A 13,881-nucleotide genomic window follows, 5' to 3' on the forward strand; every position below is an offset into this window, starting at 1 on the left:
AAATTATTGTGGGTTAAAAATAGTTAGATTAGATGATTTAGATGAATTTTTGAAGGAAAAATTCAATTTTGAATCGGTTCTAAACAAAAAAAATGTAGCTACCGAGAAATTCTATCTAATGGTCTTACAATTTTTATAAAATTCGTAATTCTTAATTATTCCATTCGTAATTATCTATCTAACCAATCCAATTAAAATTTCATCATAAGTGCTGTAGAAGCGATCAAAACTACGTAATAATGGAATGAAGAAATTAAAAATCTTCTGTTGATCTTCTTTAACAAACATGTTGACGTCTTCTAAGGTCCAAGAAATTCTTGAAATCTCTTGACCAGCCATGTTCTCTGCAGATTCCTCCCATGTTCCAGGAGTAGACATTTCTTCTTCCATCACTTTTTTTAGTTCTGTCAGTTGTTCCCAAATTATGGCGCGAACATCTGCATCTTTGGTTTGGACATCTATAGAGAATCTCGCTATTTTTGTATCGGCATGTAAACGAACATAGAGTTGTTTAATTCTGGTAGGGTAATTCACCCAATTGATTCGTTTACCATTTACACCTTTATTAACTCCCGCTTGTTCTTTGAACCTTGTCCAGAACGCGGTTTTTATTGCTTTTTCTTCTTCTTTTGAAAACATGTATTAATGATTGAGCCAATAAATAAATTTCCCCCATAAAGTTGTTGGTTTCTTTGCTTGAATACGCTTTTTCTTTTGGGCTGTATTATTTGATTTTTTGCTCTTTTTTTGTTTTGATTTTTTAGATGCTTTAACAGCGGAGTTTTCTTTCATTTTCGCCTCGTAATTGGCCTTTTTCTTGGCTTTGGCAATACGCTTTTTCTCCTCGAGTTCAGCTTGACATTTCTTTTCTTCTATCGCACGTTTCTCTTCGTATGTTAAAGTATTCTTGTTCTTTCTTTGTTTCTTTTTATTCGGTTTTTTCTTCGCTGCAGGTCTTGTTTTTGAAACCATTGGTTCTTGTTCACTTGACTCAGTTTCTTCCGTTGTGGTTTCTACTTCTTTGTCGCTTTTAACTTCTGGTAAATCAATTTTACCAACGACTTTTATTCCTTTAACCTCTACTTTTGGCGCTTTAATTACACCGTCTTCAATATTTAACGCTTCAATTTCTTCCTCATTTTCATGTTTAGAAACATCTTCTTTTTCAACCTCAATTTCAACAGTTTCTTCTTCTAAAGCCTCTTCGGATTTTACCTCTTCCTTCTTTTCGGTCTCTGGTGCTTTAATTTCAGATGCTTTAGCGCTTTCTTTTTCCTCTTCCTTTGATTCTTCTATTACCACTGGAGCCTCTTTCTCAGAAAACTGCTCAATTATTTTACTTACAAATTCATCAGGAATTTTTGTATTTGGAGCATTTTCAATTTGCGTTTCAAATTGTTGTTCAATAAAAGCGACAACTTCAGAAGATTTAATCTTTAGTTTTCTAGAAATTTGAGCGAGTCTCATATTGTGTTATTTTGGACAAAGATACATTTTAGAATGAAAAGAGTGTAGGTTAATTTTATTTGGATTTACTTTTCGGACTGATATTTTTTTCAATATCTATTTCTCTGTCGTATTTACTTTTAAAATACCATCGGTAGAGCAAAATAAGTAAAGATTGTTTCACATAAGGTATACGTATTTCCTCATCGCTCAATTTCGTTTTGTAAAGATTGAGAATGTAATGGATAGAAATGTCTTTGTTCTTTTCAATTTTCGCATTGATTTGTTGACCTATTTTTGAGAAATTGAGTTGCGTAACTTTTGTAGAATCAATACCAAATACTTGCGTAGCACATTGAATGATAGAAGCTGGATTTTTGTAAAGTGCCACATTGTTAAAGTCTTCTTTTTTTAATGGCGTTTTAAAATAATCATTTTCAGCCAAAGTATCGATTAGCATTTTGTAAGCCGCCCCTGTAGTATCTGCAATATGTCCTTCATTCAGCAATAAAAGTTCAAATTCATTTAAAAGAGGTGTTATTTCTACATCGTAATTGAGGTAATAATCCTCGAAGCATACTTCCAAATAGGTGTACGTTTCACTTTCTTTCACCTCCTCTGAAGTTTGACAAGCGAAAAGCAATAGAAGCAGTAAGAAAAAGACCTTTTGTTTTAACATTGAAATTTTGTTGTTTTTTTTTGACGAAGATAAATTATTTGATTGTACTTGAATTGAATATCTTTTTGAATTCTTCTGTGTTCGTAAATATTTGTTTAATTTAGAGGTTGTTAAAATGAAAGATGACTTTGTTTTTTGTTTTTTCAATAGCTTTACAATTTGAACTTGAATGTTTTCTGTGAAAGGAGTAGCAGAAAAAAAATAAAAAGATGAAACAACGAATACTACTTTCCTTAATGTTTTTTATATCGATATTAAGTTTTGCTCAAAACGGTGAGAATGATTCTACTTTTAATCCAGGTGATATTGGGTTTGGGAGTGGTATAGGACTTTCTGGTGATATTCCAAGAGATATTGAAGTTCTTGAAGATGGGAAAATAATAGTTGTTGGAGAATTTTTTAGATACAATGATCAACAAGTTCGACATATTGTAAAATTAAACCCTGATGGGTATACAGATACTAGTTTTAATTCTGATGTCGGTTTTGATAATGCCGTTAATTCCATTGCTGTTCAAGATGATGGGAAAATAATAGCCGGTGGAGATTTCATAAGTCATAACTTAGACACTATAGTTTCAAAAGGCATTATGCGTTTAAACAGCGACGGTTCTGTAGACCACACATTTAATACCCAAGGGGGAATAGGAGGAGGTTTAGAGAAGGTGAGAATTGTAGCCATTCAAAGCGATGGAAAAATCCTTATTGGTGGTGATTTTAATAGCTATGGGATATATAGTTCGGTTTCTAGTTTGGCAAGAATTAATACTGATGGATCTTTAGATACTGCTTTTGCATCTAATCTAGGTATAGGCTTTAGATATCTTAATCTAGGTTCAGGTTCTGTGTCTACAGTCCATATTCAAGACGATGGTAAAATCCTTGTTGGGGGATGGTTTACTTCTTTCGATGGAGTTCCAAGAAACAGAATAGCTAGGTTAAATTCAGACGGTACCTTAGATTCTAGTTTTGACCCTGGTACGGGTTTTAATGAAACTGTTTTGACTCTTGATATACAGGTGGATGGAAAAATATTAGTTGGTGGGCATTTCACAACATTTAATGGAACCACAAACAATAGACTGGTGCGGCTTAATCCTGATGGAACTAAGGACGCCTCTTTTAATCTTGGATCCGCATTTAATTATTTGGTTAAAACTATTAAATTACAAAATGACAATAAGATTTTGGTCGGAGGTGAATTTACTTCATATAATGGAATAGCTTCAAAAAGGTTAATACGTTTAAATTCTGACGGATCAATAGACAATACTTTGGATACTGGAACAGGTGTGAATGTCACTGGTCCTGTTTATACTATTGAAATTCAAGATGACCACAAAATTCTACTGGGCGGTCCTTTTAATTCCTATAATGATACTGTTAAGGGGATGTTAGTTAGGGTTCATGAAAATGGTATGATTGATAATCAATTTAATATAGCAACAGGAATCAATGGAATCGTCAACTCGATTGTAGTTCAGCCTGATAAGAAGGTTGTTGTCGCAGGATGGTTTACAACAATAAAAAATGTTTCTTCAAGTCGCATTGCTCGCTTAAATCCTGATGGTGGTCTTGATACTACTTTTGACATAGGTACTGGATTTCAATCGGTAGTTAACACACTTGCTATTCAAAGTGATGGAAAGATAATTGTGGGAGGAAAACTGGTTTCATTTAACGGAGTTACGCAAAACCAAATTTCACGTTTAAATTATGATGGTTCAATTGATCCGACGTTTGATATAGGAATAGGTTTTGATAAATATGTAAAATCAATTGCAGTCCAAGAGGATGGGAAAATCCTTGTTGGAGGTTATTTTAGTTCATTTAATGGGTTCTCAAGCAACAAAATTATAAGATTAAATGCTGACGGTTCACATGATGCTTCTTTCAACATTGGGTCAGGTATTGAGGGGTATTCCGGCAATGTTTTTTCAATTGTTATACAAGATAATGGTAAAATAATACTAGGAGGTGTATTCACTTCGTTCGACGGAATACCATGCAACAATATCGTTAGGTTAAATACAGACGGTTCATTTGACAATTCCTTTAATAGTGGCTCAGGATTTGATGAAGGTGTTAATACAATTAGAGTGCAAAATGATGGGAAAATTTTAGTAGGAGGTTATTTTTCAAACTTTAATGGAAGTCCAGTAAATGGCATTATTCGCTTAAATAGTGATGGAACCCATGATACTTCTTTTGATTCAGGTACAGGTTTAAATAATGCTCATTCAATTGTCATTCAAAATAATGGAAAAATAATTGCTGGTGGTAATTTTGATACTTATGATGGTGAAAATAGAAATAACATTGTACGTTTACATGCGGATGGAAGCATTGATGAGTCCTATGAAATTGGATCTGGATTTGATCAGCCTGTTTACTCATTGGTCTTTCAAGAAGATGACGAGTTAATTGTTGGAGGGAAATTTATTTCTTATAACGGAATAGGTAGAAATAGAATTGCTAGAATATTAACAGGTTGTGTAGATGCATCTGTAGATACTGACTGGTCGGTATTAACTGCTACTAATTCAAACGCCACTTACCAATGGGTAGATTGTGATAACAATTATGCGCCTGTACCTAATGAAACTTCCCAGGTTTTCACTGTTACACAAGATGGGAACTATGCCGTGATTGTAACATCAAACGCAACGAACTGTGTTGATACTTCTAATTGTATAAACATTACCAACGCCTCTGTTAATGACTTTTTTGCAGCAAGTAATTTGAGCATTTATCCGAATCCGAATAATGGAAGTTTTACGATAGATACCGATAGCGCTATTTCTGTTGAAGTGGTTAATACTGTTGGACGATCAATTTTGAGAAAACAATTAAATATCGGACAAAATAAACTCACCCTCAATCAAATGGCCAATGGAATATATTATTTGAATTTTACAGATGAGCAAGGAAATAGTGGTTCGAAGAAAATAAGTGTAATACAATAATGTCCTTAAAAGAACACATATTTTATTTGTTTTGCTTCTTGTTTTGCAGCATTAATGGAAATGCTCAAATTGGATTTCAAAAGGTGTATGACCATCATGTAATAGATACGGTTTCAATAATCAGTGAAATTTACCTCCAAGATTCGGTTCCCTACCTCACTTTAGGGTCTGGTGGTGGAAATCCCTACCGCATCAACTTTCGTTTTGGTAAAGTGAATGCACAAGGCGATTATGAAAACATTTTGGAATATTATGATGTAGGGCATCTACAACGCAGTATGTACAGTTTTGTGGAACTAGATACCAACTTTCGTGGAAATTTAGTGAATTGCTATAATGATTTTTCCAATATAGCATACAGTTTTCGCCTCATAGAGTACGATCTTAATGGGCAAATCTATTTAGATACGGTGTATAGCGATTTCTGGACAGTAGATAGTGTGAAATTTTTTGATCATTCTAAGTTACTTCATTTACCCGATTCAAGTTATTTAATAAGTCTCAATTATGTAAGTAAAAAAGAGTCAGATCCAAGATATAGTTTACAAGGTGTAATATTGTTACGTGTTGATTTTGATGGAACGAATCGATGGACAAAAGAAATTTACAATGATATAAATCCAGAGAAGATAGTAAGTGGAGCAAGAAACCTTGTAGACATGAAGGACGGTACTTTTATGTTGCATTATATGGATGTTAGGCATTATGGAGGCTCATTAGGAGAGCTGGATTGGGCGGTACAAAAGTTTTTACGGATTGATGCAGATGGCAACACCCTCTCAGAAAAGGAGTTTCAAGACGGGCAATACTGCTATGCTATAAGGGGCTCTTACTTTGAAGAGGATACAATTTATTTACATTATTATGACTCCAAATTATTTGGCAATTCGCCCAATAGTGATCGCTTTAAGCACAAGCCTATGCTTGCACGAATAGACGAGAATATGGACACGGTGTGGCGTATGCCTTTGGCCAATTTTTGGTTTGAAGGGGTAGGCATATACCAAAGCATACATAAATTCAGAAAACTGAATGACAGCACTTTTGTTGCTGCATATAACCACCATGAAGAAATTGTATATTATGAGAAGTACTTAAGTACAGTTAGAGTCTTAAACTTTTCAACGGATGGAGAGGTGAATTGGCACAGAGATTATCACTATTATGAGCTAGATTCACTTAATGATCCAGAATACCGCATTGCAGATTTAGAAGTAATGCCTAATGGTGGTTTTAATTTGGGAGGTGAGGTGTTAAATTATCAACGTTTCAACGATAACGTTCCTTATCAGTTTGCATATTTACTGCGCACCAATTGTTTGGGTTATTTAAGTCCACCAAGTGCAGCCTTGAGTTATGAAAACGAAGGGCGGCAGGTGCATTTTACCAACGCAAGCATGTATGCAGGTCGTTATACCTATTATTTCGGAGATGGAGATTCACTGCACACCACAGAGCATGTAGATTCTGTTTTGCATACTTATGAAAATAATGGGAGTTATACCGTTACGCTTATAGCACATGGTTGCAATGGCGTGGCAGACACCCTAAGTTTTAATCTTGCCGTAAAACAAGAAAACACCTATGGAAACATTGGGGACAACTATTTTAATCTTTATCCCAATCCTGTATCGCAAGGTGATGTAATCACCATTGAGACAGGAAACATTGAAGACGGAGAATTAAGGTTTTATGACATGCTAGGTAAATTTCTAAAATCAGTTCCGCTACCACAGAAGAAGAGCGTTTATTTTATTGAACATAATTTTGCTTCGGGAGCTTATTCCGTTCAATTGTATAAGGATAACAAACTGATGCAAGGTAAGAAGATGGTGGTGGAAGGTAGTTGAGTTTTAAAAGGGGCCTGTCATTATTTTATTACACGTTCATCACAATACCTAATTTAGACTTGTCAGTCCTCACTTTTTGAATTTTAAAGAAATCCAGAATTAGTTTCAACCAACTGTTTTAGAGTGTTTTTCAGCTAAGGAAAATGCTTGTCATCAAGTAGTTGCTTTTCAACGTTTTATAAAGTCTTAACATAATTCTATTGAGAATACTATGTATGCCTAATTGGTTTTCCATATTTTTGTGAATTGTTAGGTGAACAATAGGATAAGATTAAACTTAAAAAAGATAATTCTAATCTTATTCTCTTGTTGATATACAGTTATTTAGATATTTAACATTAATTGACTATGAAAAGAATATTACTACTACTAATTTTTCTTTCAATAAGCTTCGTTTATTCAATCGCACAGGAAATTTGTGACAATGGGATTGATGATGACGGGAATGGACTTATTGATTTAAATGACCCTACTTGTGAATGTGATGGTTTTGGAGTGCCGCAAACGATACCTTCATTGGTTCCTAATCCTTCTTTTGAGGTTACAAATTGTTGTCCAAATAGTTTTTCACAATTAAATTGTGCAGATACATGGATTCAAGCAACGACTGCAACTTCTGATTATTTTAACTGTGGCTATAATTTTGGTGCAATGAACGCAGCTGGTATTTCTGCCTCTCAAGGTACAGGATATGTTGGCGCGATATATTCAGATAATTGGAAAGAATATATTGGTTCTTGCTTATTAAGTCCAATGTTAGCAGGGCAAACTTATACTTTGTCTTTCGATATTGCATCTGTCGCAATCACTGGTGGAGGAGGTCAATGTAATTTGAATTATGGTAATGTTGATATTTCAATTTACGGATCTACAACGTGTGCAAACATGCCTTTAAACACAACAGGATGTCCCTCAAATGCTTCTGCTTCTTGGGAATTAATAGGGACTCAAAACTATTCACCAAGTTCTAATTGGGGAGTCATTAATATTGATTTTACACCAACTTCAGATATAAATGCTATAATGATTGGACCTCCTTGTAATTTGCCTGCAAATTATAATGGTGGAGCTTGTTATCCTTATTTTGTATATGATAATTTGATACTGGCCTCCACGAATTTCTTTAATTCACTTGAAATCACTGAACAAGGTGGTTTTTGTACAGATGATTTACAATTAGAAGCCACTGCTGATAGTGTTGGTGGTTCATGGCAATGGTATTATGATGGGGCAGCTTTGGTTGGTGAAACCAGTTCAACGCTTGATGTTGTGACAAATGGACAAGGTCCAGGCGTGTACAATGTGCGTTATACCATCGGAAATAGGTGTGAGGTTACAGATTATACTGTTGAACCACCACAATATCCTACAGCTGACTTTGATTATTTAGATGTTTGTTTAGGAGAGAACATGAATTTTACAGACCAAACTACCATCGATACAACAGGGGGCGTCGTCATTGATTCTTGGTCATGGGATTTCGATAATGCAAATAGCTCCAACGCCCAGAATCCTTCACAAAATTACTCCAGTACAGGAAGCTACGATGTTCAATTATTTGTAACCGGGAATAACGGTTGTGCTGATTCTATTACACAGTCGGTTGTCGTTCATGAACTCCCGATTGCAGATTTTACATTTGATACTCTGTGTGTTGGAAATGCTACTAACTTCATTGATTTATCTTCAAATAATGGTGGAACAGCCATCGATACCTGGAGTTGGGATTTTGACGATGGAAATTTGGCAAATACACAGAACCCGACCAACACATACACTGCAGGAGGAACATATAATGTAAGTTTAAATGTGACATCTAGTTTTGGTTGTACAAGCGAAAGTATTCAAAGTGTATTGGTTTATGATGTTCCTACAGCCGATTTTACTTTTACAAATGCTTGCTTCTATGATAGCTTGTCCTTTGTGAATACGAGCTCAAGTTTTGCTGATAATTATTCATGGGACTTTGATGATGGAAATAGTTCAGCTATTGCTGATCCAAATCATGAATATGCAAGTGAAGGTGCTTATAATGTAACTTTAAATGTTTCGTATCAAGGGATGTGTAACAGTTCTGTAACGAAAACTGTTGCAGCCTATGCACAACCAATACCAGATTTCGATGATCCTTCAGCTTGTTTAGGAGATGCTTCTGTATTTACAAATAATACAAGCTTAACTAATGTTGATGGAGATTTCATTCAAACTTGGGACTGGGACTTCGGAGACGGAAATACATCGGCTCAACAGAGTCCTTCACATGCTTACGGATCAGACGGTATTTATACCATAAAATTAGTTGCAACATCAAATTATGGTTGTACTGATTCCATTGAAATGAATGCAGATATCTGGCCTTTACCAATTGCAGATTTTAACTTTGATACAGTGTGTATAGGTAACAATAGTAATTTTACAGATCTTTCTATTGCCAATGGCGGTACTGCATTGGATACCTGGACATGGGATTTTGACGATGGAAATTCCTCAAATGTTCAAAATCCTTCTCATTTATATACATCAGATGGAATTTATGCTGTTAATCTCACGGTAAATTCTGTTTTTGGATGTACAGATAACAAAACTCAGGATGTAATAGTCTATGATATCCCAACTGCTGATTTTTCTTTTACTAATGCATGTTTTTATGATTCTTTATCCTTTACAAATACAAGTTCTGCTATAGCGAATGGCTTTGAATGGAACTTTGATGATGGAGCAATGTCAAACAATCCAGACCCACTTCATTTGTATGCTTCTGAAGGTGCTTATGATGTTCAGTTAATCGTATCTTACGAAGGATATTGTCATGACACTGTGGTGAAAACTGTTTTTGCCTATGCTCAACCCAATCCAGCAATTCAAATAGATTCTGTTTGTTTTGAAGAGACGACAGTTTTTGCAAACAACACAACCATTTCAAATATAGATGGTGATTTTGTGCAAACCTGGAATTGGGATTTTGGTGACGGAAATACTTCAAATCAAGAGCATCCAAACCATAACTATGCAGGAGAAAACATATATACTGTTGATTTAATTGCAACTTCAAATTTTGGATGTAAGGATTCTATTCAAAGTAATGCGGTAGTTTGGCCACTCCCTCAAGTTGACTTTACTCCGACGAGTGTATGTTTACAAGACGATAGTGAGTTTACAGATCAATCAACAATATCAAATATTTATACATCAAATTCAATCACTAATTGGGATTGGGATTTTGGAGATGGAACTACGAGTAATCTACCTAATCCTTCAAATGGATATGCAACAGATGGAACTTTTTCGGCAACCTTAACGGTAACCTCTAATCATGGTTGCTCAAATGATACAACGAAATCAGTCATCGTTCATCCACTTCCAAATGTTACATTTATTGGAGTTAATCTAGAAGGATGTTCCCCAATTTGTCCGCAAGTATCTACAACATCCACGATCAATTCTCCTTCTATAATTTCAGATTATATTTGGACACTTTCTGATGGTACAACGTATACAGGGAATAGTTTTTCTGATTGTTTCGAGAATTTATCAGGAAGTTCTGATTACTATGATGTTACTTTGTCGGCTACTTCAAATGAGGGTTGTGTAGCAGAACATACCGAATTAGATTATATTGCAGTTCATCACAATCCAATTGCAGATTTTGAATATGAACCAGAAGAACCAAGCGTTATCCAGAATACGGTTGAATTTTTAAATACTTCGCTTTATGCAGATAACTATGAATGGTCATTTAGTTATTTAGGCAATTCAACTGATGTTAATCCAGAGTTTGAATTCCCTCCAGTTGCCGATCAACATAGTGTTACATTGATTGCTAAGACCATGGAAAATTGTACCGATACTATCGTAAAAGTGATTGATATTTTAGATAAAGTCGTGTTTTATATTCCGAATACATTTACCCCTGACAATGATAAATTCAATGAAACGTTTCAACCTGTTTTTACTTCAGGATTTGATCCACAGCAATTTAGAATGCTGATATTTAATCGATGGGGAGAAGTTATCTTTGAGTCTAATGATGCCGATCAAGGTTGGGATGGAACCTACGGTTTAAATTCAGGAGAACTAGTGAAAGACGGAACTTACATCTGGAAAATAGTGTTTAAAGAAACAATGTCGGATAAAAAACATACACATTCTGGTCATGTGAATTTGATAAGGTAAAGAAATTAAGATGGTGTAAAATTTGCATTCGTGTTTTTAACTGTTTGAAATTGAAGTGATTTTTTTGCTATTTGTTTTTGTGTTTAAAAATGTGTTAATTTTGTATATTAATATTTGAAAGGACTTTTTCAATTTATTATGCTTAAAAAGACATTACTATTTTTTATAAGTTTTACATTTTCATTTTTAAATGCGCAAGAAATTTGTGATAACGGAATAGATGATGATGGAAATGGTTTGATTGACCTTAACGATCAAGTATGTAATTGTAATGGGTTTAATTACCCGCAAACTGTTCCTTCGTTAATACCTAATCCTTCCTTTGAAGATTATAGCACCTGTCCAACGGGTATTTCACAAATGAATCGTGCAGATAACTGGGTGCAAGCAACAAATGCAACTAGTGATTATTTCAATTGCAGTTTTGTAGCACCACCATTAACAGGTGGAGTGGTAGTCGCTGCAGATGGAACAGGATTCGTAGGAACTATAGTTCGCGATACCTGGAAGGAATGTGTTGGAACTTGTCTTATAAGTCCATTACAAGCAGGTGAAACTTATCTATTATCACTATATATAGCCTTCGGATCTAGGGCGTTTTTTACTGGAGCATGTAATACCAGTTATGGAGATCTTGATATAACAATTTATGGTTCTGCAAACTGTGGTTCATTGCCGTTATCAACATATGATTGCCCAACTTCAGTTTCTACCAATTGGGTTGCACTAGGATCAGAAACTTATACAAACTCTATTAATTGGGAGGTCTTAACCATTGAATTTACACCAACTTTTGATGTTCATGAAATTATTATTGGACCTCCTTGTAATTTGCCTTCTGGATATACTGGTGGAGTTTGTGTACCCTATTTTTTTTATGATGATTTAACTCTAGCAACGATTAATGATTTTAATTCATTGGAGTTGAGTAGGAGTGGATCTTTTTGTACAGGTGATTTATCGTTAAGCGCTACTGCAGATAGTACTGGTGGAACATGGCAATGGTATTATGATGGTATTGCTTTACTTGGAGAAACATCTTCAACATTGGATGTGACTGCACTTGGGAATGGACCAGGAAAATATACAGCTAAATATACCAAAGGAACAGATTGTGAAACAGAGTATATTATTCTTGATCCACCGCAAATGCCAATTCCTGACTTTCATTTTTCAGATGTTTGTTTAGGTGAAACCATGGTATTTTCTGATTCTTCAGAGATCGACACATCTGGAGGAGTTTTTATTGATTCTTGGAGATGGAGCATTGATACATTAGATAATTCTATTTCGCAGGATACTTCTTATCACTTTACTGATCCTGGAACCTACGATATTCAACTTTTTGTTGAAGGAAATAATTCATGTAAAGATTCAATAACGCAATCAGTTGTTGTACATCCAAGTCCTATTGCGGATTTTGAGTTTGATACATTATGTAATCAAATCATAAGTGATTTTACGAATTTAAGTACTGTTTCTTCAGGAGTTATAGATTCATGGAATTGGAATTTTGATGATGGAAACACTTCAAGTATCGAGCATCCTATAAATACTTTTGTTTTGGACAGTATTTATAATGTTCAATTAATCGTCGAAACGACTCAAGGATGTCGCGATACTATTGTTAAAGAGGTAATCGTTTATCCTATTCCCAATGTAGATTTTGAAACATCTGATGTCTGTTTAGAGGAGCAAAGTGATTTTATTGATTTATCTACGATTTCTAATTTAAATACAATCAATTCAATTGTCGATTGGTCATGGGATTTTGGAGATGGTACAACAAGCTCTGTGCAAAATCCAAATCATGTATTTGATTCAGATGGTGTGTACAATGTGAACTTAATGGTAGTGTCAAATCATGGATGTGAAATTGATACAACTAAAACAGTAATCATTCATCCATTGCCTGAGGTCAGTTTTATTGGATTTGATATCGAAGGGTGTTCTCCTATTTGTCCAGACATTTCTTCAACGACAATTATTAATTCGTCGTCAAGTATAAACAGTTTAACATGGACTTTATCTAATGGTTCAATTTATACTGGAAATGAATTCACAACTTGTTTTGAAAGTTTAAATAATGGATCTAATTACTATGATGTTATATTAACTGCTATTTCAAATCAAGGATGTGTGGCAGAACATACAGAAAATGACTTTATCACGGTTCATCATAATCCAATTGCTGATTTTGAATATGAACCTGAGGCGCCTACAGTTATACAAAGTGAAATTGAGTTTTTTAATACTTCACAATATGCTGATACTTATGAATGGACTTTTGGTAGTCATGGTAATTCAACAGAAGTCCATCCAATGTTTGAATTTCCTCCTGTTACTGATCAACATTTTGTGATTTTAGTAGCTAAAACACATGAGGACTGTATGGATACAATTGTTAAACTCATTGATTTACTTGATGAAATTGTATTTTATATCCCGAATACTTTTACACCTGATAATGATTTAGTTAATCAAGTTTTTCAACCTGTTTTCACCTCTGGATTTGATCCGCAGTATTTTACTTTGACTATTTATAATCGCTGGGGAGAATTGATTTTTGAATCGAATGATGCTACTAAAGGTTGGGATGGAACTTATGGTGTTGGAAGTAATAGACAAGCCCAACCAGGAATTTATACATGGAAAATCACATTTAAGGAAACAATGTCTGAGGCCAAACATACACATACAGGGCATGTGAATTTGATGAGGTAAATTAGCCTTGAGTATAATTTTAAGATTCACCTTCAGTACTTAG

At 34.5% G+C, this 13,881-nt stretch carries 7 protein-coding genes; 4 read left to right on the forward strand and 3 right to left on the reverse strand.

The window, feature by feature from the left end; all coding sequences use genetic code 11:
- Positions 1-174 precede the first annotated feature (174 nt).
- Genes DXU93_RS11550 through DXU93_RS11560 form a run of 3 tightly spaced genes read right to left on the reverse strand, consistent with a single transcriptional unit; the run spans position 175 to position 2,125 of the window.
- Positions 175-639, reverse strand: coding sequence for a DUF4268 domain-containing protein (locus DXU93_RS11550; RefSeq protein WP_116881449.1), 465 nt, complete (start codon positions 637-639; stop codon positions 175-177).
- A gap of 3 nt (positions 640-642) precedes the next feature.
- Entirely contained in the window at positions 643-1,467 is an 825-nt protein-coding gene (locus tag DXU93_RS11555) for a hypothetical protein (RefSeq protein WP_116881450.1), read from the reverse strand.
- A 55-nt stretch (positions 1,468-1,522) separates the two neighbouring features.
- Positions 1,523-2,125, reverse strand: a complete 603-nt coding sequence (locus DXU93_RS11560; RefSeq protein WP_123776122.1) for a hypothetical protein — start codon at positions 2,123-2,125, stop codon at positions 1,523-1,525.
- 209 nt (positions 2,126-2,334) lie between these two features.
- Between DXU93_RS11560 and DXU93_RS11565 the strand changes: the two genes are divergently transcribed.
- From DXU93_RS11565 to DXU93_RS11580, 4 genes are all read left to right on the forward strand, one after another.
- A complete protein-coding gene (locus DXU93_RS11565) occupies positions 2,335-5,091 on the forward strand; it encodes a T9SS type A sorting domain-containing protein (RefSeq protein ID WP_116881452.1) in 2,757 nt (918 codons plus the stop codon).
- Complete coding sequence (locus DXU93_RS11570) at positions 5,091-6,941, forward strand: T9SS type A sorting domain-containing protein (protein WP_116881453.1); 1,851 nt, start codon at positions 5,091-5,093, stop codon at positions 6,939-6,941. The genes DXU93_RS11565 and DXU93_RS11570 overlap by 1 nt, the downstream gene beginning before the upstream one ends.
- A gap of 348 nt (positions 6,942-7,289) precedes the next feature.
- Positions 7,290-11,114 carry a PKD domain-containing protein gene (locus DXU93_RS11575; RefSeq protein ID WP_116881454.1) on the forward strand — a complete coding sequence of 1,275 codons (3,825 nt, stop codon included), beginning with the start codon at positions 7,290-7,292 and terminating at the stop codon, positions 11,112-11,114.
- Positions 11,115-11,252: 138 nt separating this feature from the next.
- Positions 11,253-13,838 (forward strand): PKD domain-containing protein, encoded by a 2,586-nt coding sequence (locus tag DXU93_RS11580; protein ID WP_116881455.1) that lies wholly within the window; start codon positions 11,253-11,255, stop codon positions 13,836-13,838.
- The last annotated feature ends 43 nt before the right edge of the window (positions 13,839-13,881 follow it).

The organism is Brumimicrobium aurantiacum (assembly GCF_003402975.1).
Taxonomy (GTDB): domain Bacteria; phylum Bacteroidota; class Bacteroidia; order Flavobacteriales_D; family Crocinitomicaceae; genus Brumimicrobium; species Brumimicrobium aurantiacum.